General features: G+C 69.3%; 18 protein-coding genes and 1 pseudogene. 8 read left to right on the forward strand and 11 right to left on the reverse strand.

Features of this window, described 5'->3' with window-relative positions; genetic code table 11:
• Positions 1–39: 39 nt before the first annotated feature.
• On the forward strand, positions 40–639 hold the full coding sequence (locus K3U96_RS19795) for a restriction endonuclease (RefSeq protein ID WP_220690836.1): 600 nt from the start codon (positions 40–42) through the stop codon (positions 637–639).
• On the opposite strand, the gene lat is transcribed toward K3U96_RS19795, so the two are convergent.
• Entirely contained in the window at positions 632–1,945 is a 1,314-nt protein-coding gene (gene lat / locus K3U96_RS19800; RefSeq protein WP_220690837.1) for an L-lysine 6-transaminase, read from the reverse strand. The two genes, K3U96_RS19795 and lat, sit on opposite strands and share 8 nt — an antisense overlap.
• Positions 1,946–2,019: 74 nt before the next feature.
• Entirely contained in the window at positions 2,020–2,499 is a 480-nt protein-coding gene (locus tag K3U96_RS19805; RefSeq protein ID WP_069403778.1) for an Lrp/AsnC family transcriptional regulator, read from the reverse strand.
• A 71-nt stretch (positions 2,500–2,570) separates the two neighbouring features.
• Between K3U96_RS19805 and amaB the strand changes: the two genes are divergently transcribed.
• Positions 2,571–4,112 carry an L-piperidine-6-carboxylate dehydrogenase gene (gene amaB / locus K3U96_RS19810; protein WP_220690838.1) on the forward strand — a complete coding sequence of 514 codons (1,542 nt, stop codon included), beginning with the start codon at positions 2,571–2,573 and terminating at the stop codon, positions 4,110–4,112.
• A gap of 3 nt (positions 4,113–4,115) precedes the next feature.
• Here the strand turns inward: amaB and K3U96_RS19815 are convergent.
• Positions 4,116–4,954: pseudogene (locus K3U96_RS19815) on the reverse strand (SDR family oxidoreductase).
• A gap of 125 nt (positions 4,955–5,079) precedes the next feature.
• Between K3U96_RS19815 and K3U96_RS19820 the strand changes: the two are divergent.
• From K3U96_RS19820 to nei2, 3 genes are all read left to right on the forward strand, one after another.
• The gene (locus tag K3U96_RS19820; protein WP_069403781.1) at positions 5,080–5,721 is read left to right on the forward strand and encodes a TetR/AcrR family transcriptional regulator; all 642 of its coding nucleotides are present in this window, start codon (positions 5,080–5,082) and stop codon (positions 5,719–5,721) included.
• A 71-nt stretch (positions 5,722–5,792) separates the two neighbouring features.
• A complete protein-coding gene (locus K3U96_RS19825; RefSeq protein ID WP_220690839.1) occupies positions 5,793–10,346 on the forward strand; it encodes an ATP-dependent helicase in 4,554 nt (1,517 codons plus the stop codon).
• Between the two features lie 2 nt (positions 10,347–10,348).
• Entirely contained in the window at positions 10,349–11,110 is a 762-nt protein-coding gene (gene nei2 / locus K3U96_RS19830) for an endonuclease VIII Nei2 (protein ID WP_220690840.1), read from the forward strand.
• On the opposite strand, the gene K3U96_RS19835 is transcribed toward nei2, so the two are convergent.
• Together K3U96_RS19835 and K3U96_RS19840 are read right to left on the reverse strand one after the other, a co-directional pair.
• A complete protein-coding gene (locus tag K3U96_RS19835) occupies positions 11,101–12,243 on the reverse strand; it encodes a fatty acid desaturase family protein (protein WP_220690841.1) in 1,143 nt (380 codons plus the stop codon). The genes nei2 and K3U96_RS19835 overlap by 10 nt on opposite strands.
• Before the next feature lie 14 nt (positions 12,244–12,257).
• Positions 12,258–13,337: a ferredoxin reductase gene (locus K3U96_RS19840; protein ID WP_220690842.1), complete on the reverse strand. Its 1,080-nt coding sequence runs from the start codon at positions 13,335–13,337 to the stop codon at positions 12,258–12,260.
• Between the two features lie 69 nt (positions 13,338–13,406).
• Between K3U96_RS19840 and K3U96_RS19845 the strand changes: the two genes are divergently transcribed.
• Entirely contained in the window at positions 13,407–14,096 is a 690-nt protein-coding gene (locus K3U96_RS19845; RefSeq protein WP_069403786.1) for a TetR family transcriptional regulator, read from the forward strand.
• 10 nt (positions 14,097–14,106) lie between these two features.
• Complete coding sequence (locus tag K3U96_RS19850; RefSeq protein WP_069403806.1) at positions 14,107–14,892, forward strand: enoyl-CoA hydratase/isomerase family protein; 786 nt, start codon at positions 14,107–14,109, stop codon at positions 14,890–14,892.
• Here K3U96_RS19850 and K3U96_RS19855 read toward each other — a convergent pair.
• The 3 genes from K3U96_RS19855 to K3U96_RS19865 are packed head-to-tail and all read right to left on the reverse strand — an operon-like array spanning position 14,861 to position 16,372.
• Entirely contained in the window at positions 14,861–15,631 is a 771-nt protein-coding gene (locus tag K3U96_RS19855; protein ID WP_220690843.1) for an SDR family NAD(P)-dependent oxidoreductase, read from the reverse strand. The two genes, K3U96_RS19850 and K3U96_RS19855, sit on opposite strands and share 32 nt — an antisense overlap.
• Positions 15,632–15,666: 35 nt before the next feature.
• Positions 15,667–16,047, reverse strand: coding sequence for a DUF1330 domain-containing protein (locus K3U96_RS19860; protein ID WP_110917245.1), 381 nt, complete (start codon positions 16,045–16,047; stop codon positions 15,667–15,669).
• 1 nt (position 16,048) lies between these two features.
• On the reverse strand, positions 16,049–16,372 hold the full coding sequence (locus K3U96_RS19865; protein ID WP_220690844.1) for an RNA-binding protein: 324 nt from the start codon (positions 16,370–16,372) through the stop codon (positions 16,049–16,051).
• Positions 16,373–16,856: 484 nt separating this feature from the next.
• Between K3U96_RS19865 and K3U96_RS19870 the strand changes: the two genes are divergently transcribed.
• Positions 16,857–18,827 carry a glycoside hydrolase family 2 protein gene (locus K3U96_RS19870; RefSeq protein WP_372515004.1) on the forward strand — a complete coding sequence of 657 codons (1,971 nt, stop codon included), beginning with the start codon at positions 16,857–16,859 and terminating at the stop codon, positions 18,825–18,827.
• 6 nt (positions 18,828–18,833) lie between these two features.
• Here K3U96_RS19870 and K3U96_RS19875 read toward each other — a convergent pair whose 3' ends face one another.
• From K3U96_RS19875 to K3U96_RS19885, 3 genes are read right to left on the reverse strand one after another with little or no spacing between them, the layout of a single operon-like run.
• Positions 18,834–19,667, reverse strand: coding sequence for a pseudouridine synthase (locus K3U96_RS19875; protein WP_220693607.1), 834 nt, complete (start codon positions 19,665–19,667; stop codon positions 18,834–18,836).
• 20 nt (positions 19,668–19,687) lie between these two features.
• Complete coding sequence (locus K3U96_RS19880; RefSeq protein ID WP_069403790.1) at positions 19,688–21,439, reverse strand: glycerol-3-phosphate dehydrogenase/oxidase; 1,752 nt, start codon at positions 21,437–21,439, stop codon at positions 19,688–19,690.
• Positions 21,440–21,459: 20 nt separating this feature from the next.
• Entirely contained in the window at positions 21,460–22,905 is a 1,446-nt protein-coding gene (locus K3U96_RS19885; RefSeq protein WP_220690845.1) for an NAD(P)H-quinone dehydrogenase, read from the reverse strand.
• Positions 22,906–22,911 lie beyond the last annotated feature (6 nt).

Raw genomic sequence — 22,911 nt, forward strand, 5'->3', positions numbered from 1 at the left:
CTTCGGCGAGCAGACATTGCGGCCACGCAACACTTCGCAATGTGGACAACCGGGGACGTCGGTGCGCACGCCTACGATGCGGCTGTGCGGTTCAAGGTGTACCTGCTCATCGGCGTCGCCTCGGGCGCCGCCGCGTACCTGCTCGGCCTCGACGTCGGCTGGAGCATTGCCGTCGGTGTGGCCGCACCGCTTGTTCTGGCCGCGGCGCCGTCGTTCCTCGCGGGCACGTTCACGGGGCTGCGGTCCGCCGCAGATCCGGCGGAGGCCATGTCCGGCACCGAGTTCGAAGACCACGTCGCGCGGATCGCCCGCTCCTGCGGGCTGCCGGTGATCATGACGTCACTGACCGGCGACTGGGGCGTCGACATCATCGTCGGGAAGCGGCCCAACCGGTTGGCCATCCAGTGCAAGCGCCAGTCACGGCCCGTCGGCACCGCCGCGGTGCAGGAGGTGGTGGCGGGCGCACCGATGCAGGACTGCGCCAAGACCATGGTGGTCACCAACAACGAGTTCACCCCTGCGGCACGCAAACTCGCGGCGTTGCACGGGTGTGAGCTGATCGGCGGTGCAGAGCTACGCCGGTTGCCCGCGGAGATACGCCGGCTCACGGCGCCCGCAGCGCCGACGGAGATCAGCTGAGGGCATCGCGCACGGCGTGGATCGCGGCGTCGATCTCATCGCACGTGACCGTCAGCGCCGGACGGAACCGCACCCCGTCGGGCCCGGTCGCCAATACGATCACCCGGCGTTCCCACAGCCCACGCAGCAGGGCATCGCGCTGCGCTGCGGACGGCAGGCTGAACGCGCACATCAGACCGCGCCCGCGCACGTCGAGCACCACGCCGGAAAACTCCTCGGCCAGGTCCTTCAGCCGATCCAGCAGGTACCCGCCGGTATGGGCCGCCCGCGTGATCAACTGGTCGGCTTCGATGATTTCCAGGACGCGCCGTGCCCGGACCATGTCGACGAGGTTGCCGCCCCAGGTGGAGTTGAGCCGCGAGCTCACCACGAAGACGTTGTCGGCCACCTCGTCGACCCGCCGACCCGCCATGATCCCGCACACCTGGGTCTTCTTGCCGAACGCCACGATGTCGGGCGTCACGCCCAGTTGCTGGTAGGCCCAAGCGGTTCCGGTGAGGCCGCACCCGGTCTGCACTTCGTCGAAGATCAACAAGGCGTCGAACTCGTCGCACAGTTTGCGCATCGCCGTGAAGAACTGCGGCCGCATATGCCGGTCGCCACCTTCACCCTGGATCGGCTCGGCGATGAAGCAGGCGATGTCGTGCGGGTTGGCTTCGAATGCCGCCCGGGCTTGGGCGAGCGAATGTGCTTCCACCGCAGCCATGTCGGCGTCCCGGCGCAGGACGGGGGCGTCGATGCGTGGCCAGTCGAACTTGGGGAATCGGGCGACCTTGTTCGGGTCGGTGTTGGTCAGCGAGAGCGTGTACCCGCTGCGGCCGTGGAACGCGCCGGTCAGATGTAACACCTTGGCGCCCAAGCTGGCATCGATACCGCGGGCTTCGTTGCGCCTGCTCTTCCAGTCGAACGCCACCTTCAGCGCGTTCTCGACGGCCAGCGCGCCGCCGTCGATGAAGAACAGGTGCGGCAGCGCGGGGTCGCCGAGCACCCGGACGAAGGTGTCGACGAACCGCGCCATCGGCACGGTGTAGACGTCGGAGTTGCTGGGTTTGTTCACCGCGGCCTGTATCAGCTCGGCGCGGATCTGCACGTCGGTCAGGGCGGGGTGGTTCATGCCGAGCGCCGAGGATGCGAAGAACGTGAACATGTCGAGGTAGCGCGCGCCGGTGCGGGCGTCGACCAGACAGGAACCCGCTGAACGTTCGAGGTCGAGCACGAGGTCGAAACCGTCGGTCAGCATGCTGCGCGCCAACACTTGGTGCACATCGCGCGGTGCGACGTCGCGTGGCGTCAAGACAGCGGTCATGCCCTGATCTTAACGTATATTTTATGTCTATGATGACTTCACACCGTATATTTTCCTGTCACGCAGGGGGGCGACTACGGGACGTGCTGGCGTCCGTCGTAGAACGTCTGCAGGATGACCGTGCTTCGGGTGCGCACGTTGGCCGTGGTGCGGATCTGTTGAAGCAGGTCTTCGAGCGCGCGCGCCGAGTCGACGCGCACCAGCAGCACGTAACTCTCCTCGCCGGCCACCGAGTGGCAGGCCTCGATCGCCGGTATGTGTTCGAGCCGCGCGGGCGCATCATCGGGTTGGGACGGATCGAGAGGGGTGATGGCGACGAACGCCGACAGCTGGTGTCCGACCGCTTCGGGGTCGAGCCGGGCCTGGTATCCGGTGATGACGCCCCGCGCCTCCAGCCGTCGCACCCGCGCCTGTACGGCAGACACCGACAGGCCCGCGGTGGCGGCCAGATGGGCCAGCGTCGCGCGACCGTCGGCGACCAACTCGCGGACCAGAACCCGGTCGATGTCGTCGAGCGGGACCGGCGCGCGCGGGTGTTCGTCGGGTTCACCCATGGCGGCACTGTATCGGAGGCCGTGCCCGCGATCTGCACACCGTTCCCACGAAACCAACTGAAGGCGGCGACATGACCAACACCCGAACCGCTGCGCTTCCCACCGGCGCGCAGCTGAGCGCAAAGGTGCGTGACGCGCTGGCCACCATCGGCGCAGCCGTCGAACTCGGCGCGCCGGGCGCGCACGGTCTGCCCGCGAGCACACCGATCACCGGCGACGTGCTGTTCAGCATCCCGGAGACGACGCCGCAACAAGCCGATGCCGCCATTGCGCAAGCGGCACAGGCGTTTACGGTGTGGCGCAGCACGCCCGCCCCGGTGCGCGGCGCGCTGGTGGCCCGGCTCGGCGAACTGCTCGTCGAGCACAAGGACGATCTGGCGACGCTGGTCACCGTGGAGGCCGGAAAGATCACGTCCGAGGCGCTCGGCGAGGTGCAGGAGATGATCGACATCTGCCAGTTCGCCGTCGGCCAGTCACGGCAGCTGTACGGCAAGACCATCGCCTCGGAGCGGCCCGGGCACCGGCTGATGGAGACCTGGCATCCGCTCGGGGTGGTCGGCGTCATCACGGCGTTCAACTTTCCCGTGGCGGTGTGGTCGTGGAACGCCGCGATCGCGCTGGTGTGCGGTGACACCGTGGTGTGGAAACCCTCCGAGCTGACCCCGCTGACCGCGGTTGCCTGCCAGGCGCTGCTGGAGCGGGCCGCCGCCGACGTGGGCGCCCCGCCGGAGGTCAGCCGGCTCGTCCTGGGCGGTCGTGAGGTCGGCGCGCGCCTCGTCGACGACCCGCGGGTGGCGCTGTTGTCGGCCACCGGTTCGGTGCGGATGGGCCGACAGGTGGGGCCGCGGGTGGCGCAGCGGTTCGGCAAGGCGCTGCTGGAACTCGGCGGAAACAACGCCGCGATCGTGACGCCGTCGGCCGACCTCGAGCTCGCGGTACGCGCGATCGTGTTCTCGGCCGCGGGCACCGCCGGTCAGCGGTGCACCACGCTCCGGCGGCTGATCGTGCACTCGTCGATCGCCGACGTGGCGGTGGCGCGGATTTTGTCCGCCTACCCGCAATTGCCGATCGGTGATCCGGCCGCCGACGGCACGCTGGTCGGCCCGCTGATCCACGAGACCGCCTACCGCGACATGGTTCGCGCCCTGGAGCAGGCGCGCCGTGACGGCGGTGAGGTGTTCGGCGGTCAGCGCCACGACTTCGGCGAGAACGCCTACTACGTCGCGCCCGCGCTGGTGCGGATGTCCGCGCAGACCGAGCTGGTGCACACCGAGACCTTCGCGCCGATCCTCTACGTGCTCACCTACGACGAATTCGACGACGCCGTAGCGTTGAACAATGCTGTGCCCCACGGTCTTTCGTCGGCGATCTTCACCCGCGACATCCAGGAGGCCGAGCGGTTCCTGGCCGCCGACGGTTCGGACTGCGGCATCGCCAACGTCAACATCGGCACCTCGGGCGCGGAGATCGGCGGCGCTTTCGGCGGTGAAAAGCACACGGGCGGCGGCAGGGAGTCCGGCTCGGACGCCTGGAAGGCGTACGTGCGCAGGGCGACCAACACGATCAACTACTCGAGCGACCTACCGCTGGCCCAGGGCGTGCACTTCGGCTGACCGCTACAGGATGGGCCGCCCGCCGGTCACCGCGATGCGCGCGCCCGTCACGTAACTGGCCTCGTCGGAGGCCAGCATCACATAGACCGGTGCCAGTTCGACCGGTTGCCCGGCCCGGCCCAGCGGGGTGTTCTCCCCGAACTGCTCGACCTTCTCCGGCGGCATCGTCGATGGGATCAGCGGCGTCCAGATGGGACCGGGAGCGACACTGTTGGCGCGGATTCCCTTCTCCCCCAACATCTCCGCTAGGCTGGCCGAGAAGTTCGCGATCGCGGCCTTGGTCGCCGCATACGGCGCGAGCTCGGGTTGGGCATATCGGAGTTCACCGAGGAACTGCCGATGATCGACGCCCCGGCGCCCATGTGCGGCAGCGCCGCCTTGACGAGGTAGAAGTAGGCGCCGACGTTGAGCCGGAACGTGTAGTCCCATTCCTCGTCGCTGATCTCCTCGAGGGTGTCGTGGGTCATCTGGTAGGCGGCGTTGTTGACGAGCACATCGATGCCGCCGAACTCCTGCACCGCCCTGTCGACCACCGCGCGGCATTGGGCCGGGTCGGAGAGGTCACCGGACATCAACACACACTTGCGCCCGGCCTCGCGCACATAGCGCTCGACGTCCTTGGCGTCCTGGTCCTCGTCGAGGTAGGCGATCAGCACGTCGGCGCCTTCGCGGGCGTAGGCGATCGCGACCGCACGACCGATCCCGCTGTCGCCGCCGGTGATGATCGCGCGCTTACCTTCGAGCCGACCCGAACCGCGGTAGCTGGTTTCGCCGCAATCCGGCACCGGATCCATCCGCGCCTGCACACCCGGTGGTGACTGTTGTTGTTCCGGAAAGCCCACTGCCGTTCGCCCTCCTCCGTAGTATTTGGCGAGCCGACAGTCGGAGTACCCGCGCCGGGCGCGACGAACCGGATGGCCACGATCGGTGCGATGCCTGTTGTACATGTGCCAATTACCATGGCGGTATGTCTGAACCCCGGCGGCGGCTGTCCCCCGACGACCGACGCAACGAATTGCTGGCCCTTGGTGCCGAGGTGTTCGGGCAGCGGCCCTATGACGAGGTCCGCATCGACGAGATCGCCGAACGTGCAGGGGTGTCCCGCGCCCTGATGTATCACTACTTTCCCGACAAGCGGACGTTCTTTTCCGCGGTGGTACGCGTCGAGGTCGACCGGCTCTTCGAGGCCACCAACACCCCGGCCAGGCCCGGCCAGAGCCTGTTCGACCAGCTGCGCGAGGCGGTGCTGGCCTATCTGCGCTACGACGAGCAGCACCCGCACGGGGCGTGGGCGGCCTACGTCGGGATGGGCCCCCACGACCCCGAACTGCGCGGCATCGCAGAAGACGACGACGAACGCCAGGCCGACCGGATCCTCGCGCGCATCCACGCCGCGACCGGCGTCGAACTGGACTCCAAGGTCGAGCGCGACATCCGCATCCGGGTCTACAGCTGGTTGGCGTTCACCCTCGAGATGTGTCGTCAGCGCGTACTGGAACCGTCGATCGACGTCGACCAGGTCGCCGAGGCCTGCGCGCACGCCCTGTTCGACGCGATCCGGCGGGTGCCCGGCATCCCCGCATCCCTGCACGACGCGATTTCGGTGTAGTTGGTCACCCTCACCGTGACGTACGACACCGAAATCGCAGAAATGTCGGACCTCGTTGGCACGATGGCCAGATGAGCTCCACCGCGCTGTCCCGGTTCAGCGAGCTGACCAGGCAGTGGTTCGCGGGCACGTTCGCCGAGCCGACACCCGCGCAGGCCCAGGCCTGGGCGGCGATCGCCGACGGCGACAACACCCTGGTCATCGCGCCGACCGGGTCGGGTAAGACGCTCGCGGCGTTCCTGTGGGCCATCGACCGGTTGGCGGTATCCCAACCGCGCCGGCCCGGAGCGGGCACGCGGGTGCTGTACGTATCCCCGCTCAAGGCGCTGGCCGTCGACGTCGAGCGCAACCTGCGCACCCCGCTGACCGGCATCGGCCGGATCGCCGAACGGCGCGGGGCGTCCGCACCCGACATCACCGTCGGCGTGCGCTCCGGGGACACCCCGCCCAAACAACGCCGTGAGCTGATCGTGCACCCGCCCGACATCCTGATCACGACGCCGGAATCGCTGTTCCTGATGCTGACGTCGTCAGCCCGCGAAACGCTTGCCGAGGTGCAGACCGTGATCGTCGACGAGGTGCACGCCGTCGCGGCCACCAAACGCGGTGCGCACCTGGCGCTGTCGCTGGAACGGCTCGATCAGCTCACCGACAAGCCCGCGCAACGCATCGGGCTGTCCGCGACCGTGCGCCCGCCCGAGGAGGTCGCGCGGTTCTTGTCCGGCCAGCGGCGCACGACGATCGTCGCGCCGGCCGCGGCCAAGACGTTCGACCTTTCGGTGCAGGTGCCGGTGCCCGATATGGCCAACCTCGAGAACAACACCATCTGGCCCGACGTCGAACACCGCATCGTCGACCTGATCGAGGCGCACAACAGCTCGATCGTGTTCGCCAACTCGCGCCGCCTGGCCGAGCGGCTGACCTCGCGGCTCAACGAGATCTCCGCCGAACGCTCTGAGCCCACCGCTCGTGAGGGCAGCGACGCGGTGCCCGACGCGCACAATCGCCACGTCGGCGGCGGCGCGCCCGCCCAGTTGATGGGCAGCGGCACCTCGTACGGCGCTCCGACGCTGCTGGCCCGCGCCCATCACGGGTCGGTCAGCAAGGAGCAACGCGCTCAGGTCGAGGACGACCTCAAGAGCGGCCGGCTCAAGGCCGTGGTGGCCACCTCCAGCCTGGAGTTGGGCATCGACATGGGCGCAGTCGATCTGGTGATCCAGGTCGAGGCGCCGCCGTCGGTGGCCAGCGGCCTTCAGCGCATCGGGCGCGCCGGCCACCAGGTCGGTGAGATCTCGCAGGGCGTGCTGTTTCCCAAGCACCGAACGGATCTGATCGGCTGCGCGGTCACGGTCAAGCGCATGCTGGCCGGTGAGATCGAGAGCATGCGGGTGCCGACGAACCCGCTGGACGTGCTGGCACAGCACACGGTGGCCGCATGCGCGCTCGAACCGCTGGACGCCGATGGGTGGTTCGACACGGTGCGGCGCAGCGCCCCGTTCGCGACGTTGCCGCGCAGCGCTTTCGAGGCAACGCTGGACCTGCTGTCGGGAAAGTACCCGTCGACGGAGTTCGCCGAGTTGCGCCCGCGGCTGGTCTACGACCGCGACACCGGCACGCTCACCGCCCGCCCCGGTGCGCAGCGGCTCGCGGTGACGTCGGGCGGCGCCATCCCCGACCGCGGCCTGTTCACCGTCTACCTAGCCACCGATTCGGAGAAGCCCTCGCGCGTCGGCGAACTCGACGAGGAGATGGTCTACGAATCCCGCCCCGGCGACGTCATCTCGCTGGGCGCGACCAGTTGGCGGATCACCGAGATCACCCACGACCGGGTGTTGGTGATCCCCGCGCCCGGACAGCCGGCCCGGCTTCCGTTCTGGCGCGGCGACGGGGTGGGCAGGCCCGCCGAACTCGGCGCCGCGGTCGGCCAGTTCACCGGCGAGTTGGCCCAGCTGGGCCGCGGCGAGTTCGATACCCGCTGCCGCACAATGGGTTTCGACGAGTACGCGGTCGACAACCTGTGGCGGCTTCTCGACGACCAACGTCAAGCGACCGGCGTGGTGCCCTCCGATACGACACTGGTCGTCGAGCGGTTCCGCGATGAGCTCGGCGACTGGCGGGTGATCCTGCACTCCCCCTACGGGCTTCGGGTGCACGGGCCGCTGGCGTTGGCGGTCTCGCGTCGGCTGCGCGAGCGCTACGGCATCGAGGAGAAGCCGACGGCCTCCGACGACGGCATCATCGTGCGGCTGCCCGACACCGACGAGGCCGCCCCCGGCGCGGACCTGTTCGTGTTCGACGCCGACGAGATCGAGCCCATCGTCACCGCTGAGGTGGGCGGCTCGGCGCTGTTCGCGTCGCGGTTCCGCGAATGTGCCGCCCGCGCATTGCTTTTGCCCCGCCGCCATCCGGGAAAGCGCTCGCCGCTGTGGCATCAGCGCCAGCGCGCCGCGCAGTTGCTCGACGTCGCCCACAAGTACCCGGATTTCCCGATCGTGCTGGAGGCGGTGCGCGAATGCCTGCAGGACGTATACGACGTGCCGGCACTGACCGAGCTGATGCACCGGGTGGTGCAGCGCCGGCTGCGGGTCCTCGAAGTCGAGACCGCCACGCCGTCGCCGTTCGCGGCGTCGCTGTTGTTCGGCTACGTCGGGGCGTTCATGTACGAAGGCGACAGCCCGCTGGCCGAGCGACGCGCGGCGGCGCTGTCACTGGACAGCGTCTTGCTGGCCGAACTGCTGGGCCGGGTGGAGCTGCGCGAACTGCTCGATCCGCAGGTCATCGCGACCACGACGCGCCAACTGCAGCATCTGGCCGAGGACCGGCTGGCCCGCGACGCCGAGGCGGTCGCCGACCTGCTGCGCCTGCTCGGCCCGCTGACCGAACATGAGGTCGCCGAGCGCGCGACGACGGCCGACGTGGCAGGCTGGCTCGACGGGCTGCGCGCCGCCAAGCGCGCGCTGACGGTGACGTTCGCCGACGAAACCTGGTGGGTGGCCGTCGAAGACATCGGGCTGCTGCGCGACGGTGTCGGGGTGGCGGTGCCGGTGGGGGTGCCCGCGGCGTTCACCGAGTCGGTCCACGACCCGCTCGACGAACTGCTCGGCCGCTACGCGCGCACGCACGGTCCGTTCACCACCGCAGACGCCGCGGGCCGATTCGGGCTCGGGCTGCGGGTCAGCGCCGACGTGCTGAGTCGAATGGCGATCGACGGCAAGCTGATCCGCGGCGAGTTCACCGACGCCGCGACGGCGGCCGAGGGTGAACAGTGGTGTGACGCCGATGTTCTCAAGATTTTGCGACGCAGGTCGTTGGCCGCGCTGCGGGCCCAGGTCGAGCCGGTCAGCACCGCGGCCTACGCCCGCTTCCTGCCGTCATGGCAACAGGTCGGCTCGCACAACGCCGGCATCGACGGGCTGGCCGCCGTCATCGATCAACTCGCCGGGGTGCCGATCCCCGCGTCGGCGGTGGAACCGCTGGTGTTCGGTCAACGGGTGCGCGACTACCAGCCGGCGATGCTCGACGAACTGCTGGCCTCCGGCGAAGTCACCTGGTCGGGCGCCGGGCAGATAGGCACCGGGGACGGTTGGGTCGCGTTCCACCACGCCGAGTCGGCCCCGATGACGTTGAGCCCGCCCGTCGAGATCGAGTTCACCGACACCCACCGCACGATTCTGGAGACCCTCGGTGGCGGCGGCGCATACTTCTTTCGGCAGCTCGCTGACACCTTTTTTTCTCAGCTCGCCGACCACCCGACCGATGAACTCAAAGCCGCGCTGTGGGAGTTGGTGTGGGCCGGCTGGGTCACCGGCGACACGTTCGCACCGATCCGGGCGATGCTGACCGGGCCCCGCCGCGGCACCGGTCGACGCGGCGCCCCCGCGCACCGGCAACGGCAGCGGCCGCCGCGGTTGAGCCGCTACAGCGTCGCGCACGCCCAGGCCCGCAGTGCCGATCCGACGGTGGCGGGCCGCTGGTCTGCACTGCCCGCGGTCGAGCCGGAATCGACTGTGCGGGCGCATTTTCGGGCCGAACAGTTGCTGAGCCGCCACGGTGTGCTGACCAAGGGTGCGGTGGCAGCCGAGCAGGTGCCCGGCGGCTTCGCGATGCTTTACAAGGTGCTGACGGCGTTCGAGGACGCCGGGCGCTGCCAGCGCGGCTACTTCGTCGAATCGCTGGGCGGCGCCCAGTTCGCGGCGGCGTCGACGGTGGACCGGTTGCGCAGTTACCTCGACGGCGTGGATCCGGAGCGCCGCGAGTATTCCGCTGTCGTGCTGGCCGCCGCCGACCCGGCCAACCCGTACGGGGCGGCGCTGCCGTGGCCGGGTCAGGGGCCGGGACGCAAAGCCGGTGCACTGGTCGCGATCGTCGACGGAGAGCTGGTGTGGTTCCTGGAACGGGGCGGCCGCACGCTGCTGAGCTTCAGCGAGGACCCCGAAGCCCATGTCGCGGCCGCCGCGGCCCTTGCCGAGCTGATCGGCACCGGGCGCGTCTCGTCGCTGCTGGTGGAGAAGGTCAACGGCATCTCGGTGCTGGATCCGGACGCCGACGGCCAGCGCGCGGCGGTGCAGGCCGCGCTGACGGGCGCGGGCTTTTCCCGCACACCTCGCGGGTTGAGGCTGCGGTAGCGATGCCCGAAGGCGACACCGTCTGGCACACCGCCGTTCTCCTGCGTGACGCGCTCGCGGGAAAAACCCTGACGCGCTGCGACGTCCGCGTGCCGCGCTACGCCACCGTCGACCTGGCGGGTCAGGTTGTCGACGAAGTGCTCAGCCGGGGCAAGCACCTGTTCATCCGGGCCGGCGGGGCCAGTATCCACTCGCATCTGAAGATGGAGGGCAGCTGGAAGGTCAACCCGTTGAGCAAGCCGAGCCGGGCAGGCCACCGGATCCGAATCATCTTGGAGACCGCCGATATCCAGGCGGTGGGCATCGACCTCGGCGTACTCGAGGTGCTCGACCGTGCGCAGGACTCGGACGTGGTGGCCCATCTCGGCCCGGATCTGCTCGGCGCGGACTGGGACCCGCAGGTGGCGGTGCGCAACCTGACCGCCGAACCTCACCGCCAGCTGTCCGATGCGCTGCTGGACCAACGCGTGATGGCCGGGGTCGGCAACGTGTACTGCAACGAGTTGTGTTTTGTCACAGCCTATCTGCCGACCACACCCGTCAGCCGCGTAAAGGACCCGCTGCGTATGGTGCAACGCGCCAGGGACATGTTGTGGCTCAACCGGTCCCGGTGGAACCGCACCACCACAGGCGACACCCGGCGCGGCAACCAGCTGTGGGTGTACGGCCGCGCGGGTGAGCCGTGCCGTCGCTGCGCCACCCCGATCGAGGTCGATCGGGGCGGCGAGCGGGTCAGCTACTGGTGCCCGGTCTGTCAGACCTGACCTCGCGACGGCAGCGCGAGCTTGACGATCTTGCGCACGACGGTCGCGAACTGACCCGGCAGCGACCCCGTGTTGTAGGGGATGCCGTAGCGCTCGCAGATGTCGCGAACCTGCGCGGATATCTCGGCGTGCCGGTGCGCGGGGATGTCTGGGAACAGATGGTGTTCGATCTGAAACGACAGGTTGCCCGACAGCAGGTGAAACAGCTTGTTGCCGGGGCGAGCCGAGCGACGGGGGAAGAATCCCGTCAGGTTCGCCGAACCCAGGATCTGGCGGAAGTACCACTGACCGCGGGTCTCGGCCTTGGTTTCCTCGATGGAGAATTCCTGGACGTCGTCGGGAAAGTGCCCGCAGAAGATGATCATGTACGACCACACGTTGCGGACCAGGTTGGCCGTCATGTTGCCCGCGAACACCCACGGCGCGAACGGGCCGGCCAGCAGCGGAAACGCGACGTAGTCCTTGAGTGTCTGCCGCCGGGTCTTGCGCCAGATACCCTGCAGGATCTCGCGTTTGTCGGCCAGCGTGATCTCACCGGCCCGGATGCGTTCGGTCTCCAGCTCGTGCAGCGCAACGCCGTACTGGAACAGCACCATCAGCAGGAATGCGTATACCGGGTTGCCCAGGAAGTAGGGCCGCCACTTCTGGTCGGGGCTCATCCGCAGAATGCCGTAGCCGACATCGCGGTCCATGCCGACGATGTTGGTGTAGGTGTGGTGCATGTAGTTGTGCGAGTGGCGCCACTGGTCGGCCGGGCACGCGGTGTCCCATTCGAACCCGCGGCTGGAGATCGCCGGATCACCCATCCAGTCGTACTGGCCGTGCATGACGTTGTGGCCGATCTCCATGTTGTCCAGGATCTTCGACAGGCTCAGCATCGCCGTGCCCGCCAGCCAGAGCGGCGGCAGGATCCCGCCGAACAGCAGCGCCCGGCCGGTGACCTCCAACGTGCGTTGCGCCTTGATGACTCCCCGGATGTAGTCGGCGTCGCGCTCGCCGAGATCGGCGATGACGCGTTCCCTGATCGCGTCGAGCTCACGGCCGAACGCCTCGGTCTGCTCGGCGGTCAGGCTCACCGGCTTGCCGCCGACGATCTTCTCGATGGTCCTGGGTGCTGTGGTGGTGACGGTCATTTCGACTCCTTCGGTTAGAGGGCGAGGTCGACGTCGCCGACGGGGACCGACACGCAGATCTGCACGTCTTCCTCCTCGGCGCTCGACATCGCGCCGGTGATCAGGTTCTTCACCGCGCCGCGGGTCTTGCGGCGGGTACAGCTGTGGCAGATGCCCATCCGGCATCCGCTTTCGGGGCTCAGCCCGGCGGCCTCGGCCTGGTCGAGCAGCGGGCGTCCGTCGTCGGTCACGGTGAGGCCGCTTTCGGCGAAACTGACCGTGCCGCCGGAGGTTTCGGCCGAGGTGTCGAAGACGGGCGGAACGAAGCTTTCGGTGTACGCATCCGGGCGCAGCTTGCGCACCGCCGAAGCCAGCCCCGGCGGCCCGCATACGTAGACCGCGCCGGCGTCGGGCATCGCGGCGGCCAGGTGCTCGGCGCAAAACCGGCCGTGCAGGTCCGAACCCGCCGTCGTGCGCGTGTAGCCGTAGCGCACGTCGACGTCGGGCATGGCGTCCAGCTCGGCGCGGTAACACACGTCCTCGGCCGAGCGCGCGTAGTGCAGGAACGCGACCTGCCCGGCATATCCCTGCGCGCGCAGCGTGCGCAGCATCGACATCACCGGTGTGATGCCGCTGCCGCCCGACACCAACAGGATGCGCTGCGGCCACGACGGGGGCGGACCGCTGGGCAGCGTGAAGTCCCCGCCGACGCTGTCGAGGCCGACCACCATGCCTGGCCGCGCATGCTCGTTGAGGTACGTCGACACCAGGCCGCCGTCGTGGCGGCCGATGGTCAGCTCGATGTCGGGCGCCCCGGCCGCGCTCGCCGGCGAGTACGGCCGGGTGCGACGACGGCCGTCGATCTCGACCGTCAAGTTGATGTGCTGGCCGGCCCGAAATCCGGTGAACGCCTGATTCGGCTCCAGGGTGAGCGTGACGCTGCGCGGGGTCTGGCGGCGCACGGCGATCACCCTCGCGCGGGGATCCCGCTGGGTCCAGGTCGGGGCGACAAGCTCGGTGTATCGGTCGACGCCGTGCGGTCCGCTGAGCAGATCCACCAGCGGTGACCGCAGCACCCGGTCCCGCAGCCCCCGCGTCAAAGTTTGAGTGAACATATGTATACCGTGCGGGTCAGGACTTCCTTTGGTCAAGAGATTGCCCCAGCTTGTGGTACGTTTCACAGAGTGAACAGTCGTACGCCTAGTTCACGAACGGGCCGTTCGAGCAAGTCGAGCAAGACCAAGTCGCGATCTCGGGACACGCTGTCCAGGGATGAGCGCAAAGAGGCCACCCGACGAGCAATCGTCGCGGCCGCGCTGCGGCTGCTCGAAGAACGCAGCTTCGCCGCGCTGAGCCTGCGCGAGGTCACCAGGGAAGCCGGCATCGTGCCCGCGGCGTTCTACCGGCACTTCGAGTCGATGGAGGCGCTGGGCCTGGTGCTCATCGACGAGTCGTTCCGCGCGCTTCGCGACATGCTGCGCGGCGCGCGCGCAGGCAAGCTCGACCCCAACCGGGTCATCGAGTCGTCGGTCGACATCCTCATCGACGGCGTGAACGAGCGGCGCGAGCACTGGCGCTTCATCGGGCGCGAACGCTCCAGCGGGCTCACCGTGCTGCGTTACGCGATCCGCACCGAGATCCGGTTGATCACCTCCGAGCTGGCGATCGACCTGGCCCGCTTCCCCGGGCTCAACACGTGGAGCAGCGAGGACCTCAACATCCTCGCGACGTTGTTCGTCAACGCGATGATCTCGATCGCCGAGGCCATCGAGGACGCGCACGATCCGCGCGCCCAGGACGAGATCCGGCGTATCGCGGTCAAGCAGCTGCGGATGATCGTCGTCGGCGTCACGGGGTGGCGCAGCGCGGGTTAGCGTGTGGCCCATGCCGCATCTGGACCTGACCTACCCGCGCCCCGACGTCGCCGTGCTGACGCTGAACCGGCCCGAAAAGCTCAACGCGCTGAACTACGACCTCGTCGAGGACCTGCACGCCACCCTCGAGCGGCTCAACGCCGACAACGACTGCCGCGTCGTCGTGCTCACCGGTGCGGGCCGCGGGTTCTGCTCCGGGCTGGACCTGACCGATCGCAACCCCGACAAGGAGGGCGGCGGCACGGAGTTCCCCAGATCGGGCATGCGCTGGCAGGAACGCATCGCCGATCTGACCGCCCGGCTGCACCGCCTGCGCCAACCGGTGATCGCCGCGGTCAACGGTGTCGCCTACGGCGGCGGGATGGGCATCGCGCTGGCCTGCGACATCCGGGTCGCCTCACAGTCGGCGCGGTTCTGCACCCAGTTCATCAAGCTCGGCCTCGGCGGCGCTGACATCGGGGTCAGCTACACGCTGCCGCGCATCGTCGGGGCGGGCCCGGCGTTCGACCTGATCCTGACGGCGCGCGCTGTCGACGCCGAGGAGGCGCTGCGGCTCGGCATGGTCTCGCGGGTCGTGCCCGACGGCGAAGCGCTCGACACCGCGCTGTCCATCGCCGAAACGCTCTGCGGCTACGGCAAGTTCGGCGTGGAGTCCACCAAACAGGTGCTGTGGGCCAACCTCGAGGCATCCAGCCTGGAGGCGGCGCTACACCTGGAGAACCGCAGCCAGATCCTGTCGTCGACCAGCGGCGAGATGCGCGCGGCTAGCGAGGAGTTCCGCCGCCGTCGACAATGATCACCTGACCGGTGATGTAGCTGCCGGCGTCGGAGGCCAACAGTAGTGCGGCGCCGACCATTTCGTCGGGGGTGGCCAGCCGCTTCATCAACGTGCCGCCGACCATGTAGTCGATGGCCTGCTGCGGGTTCTTGCGCATCATGTCGGTGTCCACCGGACCTGGCGCGATGGCGTTGACCCGGATGCCGGACGTCACGAACTCGGCGGCCATCGACCGGGTGAACGACATCAGCGCGGCCTTGGCCGCAGCGTAGATGGACAGTGCGGGCGCGAAGTTGAACGCGCCGACCGACACCATGTTGATCACCGCGGCGTGCGGGCTGGCCTTAAGATGCGGCAGCGCAGCCTGCACGAGGAACACCGGGCCGCGCAGGTTGACCTCGTGGGATTTGGCCAACGCATCGGCCGTGATCTCGCCGAGGGGTTGGGCCAGCGCGTTGGCGGCGTTGTTGACCACGACGTCGACACCGCCGAATTCGTCGGCGGTGCGCTGCACCAGCGATGCGAGGTCGTCGAGTTCGCCGAGGTGGGTGGGGACGCCGATGGCCTGACCGCCGAGGTTGCGAAGATGCTGGGCGGCTGACTCACACGCGTCGGGTTTGCGGCTGGCCACCACGACACGCGCGCCTGCCAGGACGAAGCCCTCGGCCAACGCGAGCCCGATGCCCCTGGTGCCACCGGTGACGATCACAGTGCGGTCCGTCATGTCGAACAGACGGTCAAAGGAAGTACGGTCCACAGCGGTCAGTCAAGCAGACCGCGATCGGCGGCCCGCTAGTCGGCCATGGTCCACATCGATGTGGCGATCAGATCGCCGCGCTGCAGCGCAGCCGTCCGGTGCTCGTGGATCTTGCGGTACTCGTCGTTGCTCACCATGTCGAGAAACGCCGCGGGCGAGGGATATTCGACGACGACGATCGCATCCCACCACGGCGTGGCGCCCTCGCCGATGACCTGACCAGGCGCGCTACCGGCGTAGCGCACGGCGCCGCCGACACGTTGCAGGTGCGGGCCGACCTCCTGCGCATAGCGCAGGTAGCTGTCCCGGCCACCGTTGTTGAACTGCAGCAGGTTGATCATCACGACCGGCTCGTCGGCCGGTCTGGCCGCCAGCGCTGCGAACTGCTCGGCAGTCGGCTCCAACGGCGCGCTCACCTCAGGTGCATCCGGTGACGCTGACGCGGCGGCCCACGCTCGCGCAGACGCTCACGTTCGGCGCAGGCGGTGGCGGCACATACGCCGGCGGTGGTGGTGGCGGCGGCGGGGGCGGCTCACCCGGCGGCGGGGGCGGCGGAGGTGGCGGCGGCGGCGGGGGTGGAAGCGCGTCGTTGAGGTAGGACAGCGGGTCCGCACAGCCGGTGACGTCGACGAACCTGCCGCCCACGGATCCGCACACCGTCGCGTCGGCAGAAGGGATGACCGGTTGCGTCAGGCCGCCGACGAACAACGCGGCAGCCGCCCACAGGATCACCTTGCGCACATGTCCTCCTCACCAGTTCCACTTCAGTGTGGCGTACGTCGCGTCAATTGTGGCAGTAGCCACGCCTGAGCGCGGCGGAAACCGCCGCCCTAAATTGACGCCCGCAAAATATTTGCTCCGGACGCGCCTCCTGCGTCGACCCGGAGACGGGCGGGGCTGGCAACTTCGCAGCACCGGTTTCGCGGCCGTGTTTTCGCACCCCGTTTCGCATGGTCCTAGGTGAACGCAGCTGCACCCGAACGGCCCAGCAACCGTTGGGAAAAACCAACTTCCGCCGATCCGCGATTGTGGCGGTCGCACTGCCGCACCCGGCACCCGATGCCACCCACGTGTCTAGCCACGTAACGAACACATCGAGGTGAAAGCCGGTGGCGTCGCCACCCACTTCCCGGTATGTTTGCTGCGACGTCCGCGGCGGTCGGGGGACCTACGGGTACGGCGCCGCCACGTCGGTCTTCGCCGGATCCCAACGTGGGGAAGTTTCATGCCTGCCACCGTGCCGTCATATCGATGCGCGCAACCCCGCCGCCTGCGCCTCATCCGCCTCGGAGTGGTCTGCGCGACCCTGATGACGGTCGTCGCGACGGTCGGCACGGCGCCGGCGCACGCCGCCGAAGCCTGGCAGCGCAAGCGGCCGCCGTTGTCCACGCCGTGGACGCACCTGGTCGGGCCGAACAACGCGCTGCCCGAATACCCACGCCCCCAGCTGGTTCGGCAGCGGTGGCACAACCTCAACGGGCTGTGGGGGTACACCGGCCGCTCCGGCGCGGACACCCTGACCGCCCCGCCGGCCGCCGACGAGTACGACGAGAAGATCCTGGTGCCCTACCCCACCGAGTCAGCGCTCTCGGGCATCGAACGCCACGACGACCAGATGTGGTACCGCAAGACGTTCGAGGTGCCCGGCACCTGGCGCGGCCAGCGGGTGCTGCTGCACTTCGGCGCCGTCGACCAGATCGCCACCGTCTGGGTCAACGGCCAGCAGGTCGCCCACCACGAGGGCGGATACACCGCGTTCAGCGCGGACATCACCGGCGCGCTGCGATGGTCGGGCAGCCAGGAGTTGACCGTACGCGTCGAGGACCGCAACGAGGCCAATCCATTTCCGGTGGGCAAGCAGCGCAACCGGCCCGGCGGGCTGTTCTACACCGGCGCCTCGGGCATCTGGCAGACGGTGTGGATGGAGCCGGTGCGCGCCGCGCACATCGAAAAGCTCGACATCACCTCCGACCTCACCGGTTTCACCATCACGCCGCGGGTTTCGGCCGACACCGACGGAATCGCCGAAGTCGTCGTCCACCAGCCCGACGGTAAGGAGGTGGCACGCGTATCCGGCGATGCCGGCAAGAGCCTGCGGGTGCCGGTGCCCGAGCCGCGGCTCTGGAGCCCGCAAGACCCGTATCTGTACGACCTGAGGGTGCGTCTGGTCACCTCGTCGGGCAAGGTGGCCGACGACGTCGGCAGCTATGCCGGGTTGCGCACCGTCGGCGTCGTACCCGACGCCAGGGGCCGGCCGCGGATCGCGTTGAACGACAAGATCACGTTCCTCCACGGACCGCTCGACCAGGGGTATTGGCCCGACGGGATCTACACCGCGCCCACCGACGATGCGTTGAAGTTCGACCTGGAACGCACCAAGGCGCTGGGCCTGAACTTCGTGCGCAAGCACGCCAAGGTGGAGCCGGCGCGGTGGTACTACTGGGCCGACAAGCTCGGCCTGATGGTGTGGCAGGACATGCCGTCGCTGGACGTCTCGCTCGATCCCCCGACGGGCCCGGCCCCCGAGCCCAGCCCGCAGGCCAAGGCGCATTTCGAAGCCGAGCTACACGAGATGGTCGACCAGCTGGGCAGCGTCACCTCGATCATCGGCTGGGTGCCGTTCAACGAGGGGTGGGGCGAGTTCGACACCGCCAGGATCGCCGACCAGGTGAAGGCCCAGGACCCGACCCGGATGGTGAACGCCAACAGCGGCGTGAACTGCTGTAAGTCCCGGCCCGACACCCGCGCCGGCGACGTCTACGACGACCACACCTACGTGGGGCCCGGCCGGCCCGTGCTGCACGACGGGCCCGAGCCGCGCGCCAAAAACCGAGGCGGTCCCGCGCCGCCGCCCGAGCATCGGGTCGTGGTGAACGGTGAGTACGGCGGGCTCGGGCTGGTGCTCGCCAGGAACCGCTGGCCGGGGCGACCGGAGGCCTACGAGATGACCGACAGCCAGGCGCGGCTGACCGAGCGCTACGTCGAGGTGAGCCGCGACCTCGAAGACGTCGTCCGGCAGGGCGGGCTCTCCGGTGCGATCTACACCCAGACCACCGACGTGGAAAACGAGGTCAACGGCTACCTCAGCTACGACCGGTGGCTGGTCAAGATGGTGCTGAGGACCGTCGCGGACCGCAACCGCGCCGTCATCGCCGCCGGCTCGAACCCGGGCGATCCGGCCGACGTGGCCCGCTGACGGAGATCACAGCGCGCGGCCGCTGACGAATTCGCGCCGCCGACCGGTGCGCGGATCGGGGAACTCCAGCCGGTGCGCGAGCAGCCGCAGCGGGTCGGCGAAGTCGTCGGGCGCCACGTCGACGATGTCGGGGTACAGCGGGTCCCCGAGGATCGGCACGCCCAGCGCGGCCATGTGCACCCGCAGCTGGTGGGTGCGCCCGGTCGACGGCGTCAGCCGGTACAGCCCGTCGCCGCAATGTTCGACGAGCGTGACCGCGTTCGGCTCGCCGGGTTCCTCGACCGCCTGTAGTTGGCCGCGGCGCTTGACGATGCGGCTGCGCACCACGGTCGGCAACGCGAGCCCCTGGTCGACGCCGGCGCGCGCCAGGTACGTCTTGCGCACCGCGCCGTCGGCGAACAGCCTCTGGTAGGCGCCGCGCACCTCGCGTCGTGTGGTGAATACCAGCACCCCGGCGGTCAGCCGGTCCAGCCGGTGCGCCGGGGCCAGCTCGGGCAGGTCGAGTTCACGGCGCAGCCGCACCAGCGCGGTCTGCGCGACGTGGCGCCCGCGCGGCATCGTGGCCAGAAAGTGCGGTTTGTCGACCACCACGAGGTCGTCGTCGCGGTGCAACACCGGCAGGTCGAACGGCACCGGCACCTCGTCGCGCAGTTCGCGGTACAGGTACACGTGCGCCCCGGCGGGGGCCACGGTGGTTTCGGTGACCACGGCGCCGTCGGCGGCGACCACCTCACCGGCGAGCACCTTGGCGCGCGCGCCGGCACCGAACCGCGACTCCAACTCGGCGAGCACCGGCCCGCCCCGCAGCCGCACCCGCGCGGGTCCGAGCCCGTCGCGCACCGGAAGCGGCGCGGCACGTCTCAACTCAGCGGTACGGGTTCGAGGATCTCGGCGCGCGCCTCTGGTGCGGCGGCCCGCAGCGCGTCGGCGGATTCGTCGTCGGGCTGCTGCTGTGAACGGACCTCGGCGTCCACGCGCGCGCAGTACGTGGCGACCTCGCGGTCGATATCCTCGGCGGTCCAACCCAGCACTGGGGCGACGACTTCGGCGACCTCGCGGGCGCAGTCCACCCCCCGGTGCGGATATTCGATGGAGATCCGCATCCGGCGCGCCAGGATGTCCTCCAGGTGCAGGGCGCCTTCGGCCGCCGCGGCGTAGTACGCCTCCACCTTGAGGTAGACCGGCGCCTCGGTGATCGGATCCAGAAGGTCGGAGCGGGCGGTGTCGTTCTCACTGGCCATCTGCAGCACCTCGGAGATCATCGAGCCGTACCGGTCCAGCAGGTGCCGCACCCGGTAGGGGTGCAGGTCGTAATGCGCGCCGACGCTTTCGGTCTGGTTGATCAGCGCGAAGTAGCCGTCGGCGCCCATCAGCGGCACCTTCTCGGTGATCGACGGTGCCACCCGGGCCGGGATGTACTCCGCGGCCGCGTCGATCGCGTCCTGACCCATCACCCGGTAGGTGGTGTACTTGCCGCCCGCGATCGCCACCAACCCGGGTGCGGGCACCGCGACGGCGTGCTCGCGCGACAGCTTGGACGTCTCTTCGCTTTCCCCGGCCAGCAGCGGGCGCAGGCCCGCGTACACCCCGTCGATGTCGTCGTGGGTCAACGGCGTCGCCAGCGCCCGGTTCACCTCGCCGAGGATGTAGTCGATGTCGGCCTTGGTGGCGGCGGGGTGGGCCAGGTCCAGGTTCCAGTCGGTGTCGGTGGTTCCGATGATCCAGTGGGTGCCCCACGGGATGACGAACAGCACCGACTTCTCGGTGCGCAGGATGATGGCCACCTCGCTGACGATCCGGTCGCGTGGGACCACCACGTGCACGCCCTTGGACGCCCGGACCCGAAACCGGCCGCGCTGCTTGGAGAGCGCCTGAATCTCGTCGGTCCACACCCCGGTGGCGTTGACGACCACGTGCCCGTGCACATCGGTGACCGCGCCGTCCTCCGAATCGCGGACCTGCACGCCGATGACCCGGTCGCCCTCCCGCAGCAGCGCCACCACCTGCGTGGACGACCGCACCACGGCGCCGTAGTGGGCGGCCGTGCGCGCCACGGTCAGCGTGTGGCGGGCGTCGTCGACGACAGTGTCGTAATAGCGGATCCCGCCGATCAACGACGACCGCTTGAGCCCCGGCGACAACCGCAGCGCCCCGGCGCGGGTCAGATGCTTTTGGGCGGGCACCGATTTCGCGCCGCCGAGTTGGTCGTAGAGGAAGATGCCCGCCGCGACGTAGGGCCGTTCCCACCACCGCTTGGTCAGCGGGAACAGGAACGGCAGCGGTTTGACCAGATGGGGGGCCAGCGTCGTCAGCGACAACTCCCGCTCGTGCAGTGCCTCCCGGACCAGCCCGAACTCGAGTTGCTCCAGGTAGCGCAGCCCGCCGTGGAACATCTTCGACGACCGGCTCGAGGTACCCGACGCGAAATCGCGCGCCTCGACAAGGGCGACCTTGAGCCCGCGCGTCGCCGCGTCCAGCGCCGCGCCCGCGCCGACGACTCCCCCGCCGATCACCACGACGTCGAACTGCTCGCTACCGAGCCGCTCCCATGCCGCCGCCCGCTGCTCGGGTCCCAGAAGCGTCTGCCCGTTGGCCGGGATCGGGTCACTCACCGTTCCCAGGTTACGTGTGGTCAATCCAGATCGTCGTGTGCCATCAGCTGTCGGCCGGCCTCGGTGACCGATCCCGAAAGCGAGGGATACACCGAGAAGGTCTGGGCTAGATCCTCCACGTCGTTGCCGTTCTGCACGGCCAGCGCGATCGGCAGGATCAGCTCGGAGGCGATCGGGGCGACCACGACGCCACCGATCACCACCCCGGTGGCCGGCCGGCAGAAGATCTTGACGAAGCCGCGGCGCAGCCCGCTCATCTTGGCGCGGGCGTTGGTGTTCAACGGCAGCATGATCGTGCGGGCGGGCACCGAACCGTCGTCGATCCGCGACTGCGGCACGCCGACCGCCGCGATCTCCGGGCGGGTGAACACCGCGGCGGCCACGGTGCGCAGCCGGATCGGTTCGAGCCCCTCACCCAGCGCGTGGTACATGGCGATGCGGCCCTGCATGGCCGCCACCGAGGCCAGCAGCATCAGCCCCGTGCAGTCGCCTGCGGCGTAGATGCCGGCCACGGTGGTGCGCGACACCCGGTCGACCTTGAGGTAGTCGCCGGGGGCGAGTTCGACGCCGACGCGCTCCAGCCCCAGCCCGCTGGTGTTGGGTACCGAGCCGACGGTCATCAGCGCGTGGCTGCCTTCGACGGTGCGCCCGTCGGTCATCGTCACGCGCACCCCGCCGGAGCCGCCCGGCCGGCGACCTCCAGCTCCGTCGGTTCGGGTGACTGACTCGGCGCGGGCGTTCTTGACCAGGGTCACGCCGCGCGAGGCCAGGACGTCCTCCAGCACCGCGGCCGCGTCGGAGTCCTCGTGCGGCAGGATCTGGTCGCGGCTGGCCACCACGGTCACCTTCACGCCGAGTTCGGTGTAGGCGTTGACGAACTCGGCGCCGGTCACGCCGGATCCGACGACGACCAGGTGTTCGGGCAGTTTGTCGAGGTCGTAGAGCTGGCGCCAGTTCAGGATGCGCTCACCGTCGGGCACCGCGCCGGGCAGCACGCGCGGGCTGGCGCCGGTGGCGATCAGCACGACGTCGGCGGTGATGGTGCGCACGGTGCCGTCGTGGCCGGTGACCTTGACGGTGTGGGTGGCCATGCCGGGGACGTCGTCGACCAGCTCACCGCGGCCCGCAATGAGCGTGACGCCCTCGCTGCGCAGCCGTTCGGCGATGTCGGCGGACTGCGCGGCGGCCAGCGTCTTGACCCGCTTGTTGAGCTGCGGCAACGAGATCTTGGCGTCGTCGAACTCGAAGTCGTATCCCAGGTCGGGGGCGCGGCGCAGTTCGGTTCGCACACCGGTTGAGGCGATGAACGTCTTGGACGGCACGCAGTCCCACAGCACGCAGGCGCCGCCGATGCCGTCGCAGTCCACCACGGTGACCTCGACGACTGCCGGGCCGCGCGCCGCCGCGACCAACGCCGCTTCATAGCCGGCGGGGCCGCCGCCGATGATCACGATGCGGGTTGCCACGCCCCC

The sequence above is a fragment of the Mycolicibacterium holsaticum DSM 44478 = JCM 12374 genome (assembly GCF_019645835.1).
Lineage (GTDB): Bacteria > Actinomycetota > Actinomycetes > Mycobacteriales > Mycobacteriaceae > Mycobacterium > Mycobacterium holsaticum.

What these genes read in the sequence shown, in the direction of transcription:
- K3U96_RS19825 (WP_220690839.1), top strand. Translation starts at nt 5,793, where the DNA reads ATGAGCTCCACCGCGCTGTCCCGGTTCAGCGAGCTGACCAGGCAGTGG.
- amaB (WP_220690838.1), top strand. Translation starts at nt 2,571, where the DNA reads ATGACCAACACCCGAACCGCTGCGCTTCCCACCGGCGCGCAGCTGAGC.
- K3U96_RS19795 (WP_220690836.1), top strand. Translation starts at nt 40, where the DNA reads ATGTGGACAACCGGGGACGTCGGTGCGCACGCCTACGATGCGGCTGTG.
- K3U96_RS19850 (WP_069403806.1), top strand. Translation starts at nt 14,107, where the DNA reads ATGCCGCATCTGGACCTGACCTACCCGCGCCCCGACGTCGCCGTGCTG.
- nei2 (WP_220690840.1), top strand. Translation starts at nt 10,349, where the DNA reads ATGCCCGAAGGCGACACCGTCTGGCACACCGCCGTTCTCCTGCGTGAC.
- K3U96_RS19835 (WP_220690841.1), bottom strand. Translation starts at nt 12,243, where the DNA reads ATGACCGTCACCACCACAGCACCCAGGACCATCGAGAAGATCGTCGGC.
- K3U96_RS19870 (WP_372515004.1), top strand. Translation starts at nt 16,857, where the DNA reads ATGCCTGCCACCGTGCCGTCATATCGATGCGCGCAACCCCGCCGCCTG.
- K3U96_RS19805 (WP_069403778.1), bottom strand. Translation starts at nt 2,499, where the DNA reads ATGGGTGAACCCGACGAACACCCGCGCGCGCCGGTCCCGCTCGACGAC.
- K3U96_RS19820 (WP_069403781.1), top strand. Translation starts at nt 5,080, where the DNA reads ATGTCTGAACCCCGGCGGCGGCTGTCCCCCGACGACCGACGCAACGAA.
- lat (WP_220690837.1), bottom strand. Translation starts at nt 1,945, where the DNA reads ATGACCGCTGTCTTGACGCCACGCGACGTCGCACCGCGCGATGTGCAC.
- K3U96_RS19840 (WP_220690842.1), bottom strand. Translation starts at nt 13,337, where the DNA reads ATGTTCACTCAAACTTTGACGCGGGGGCTGCGGGACCGGGTGCTGCGG.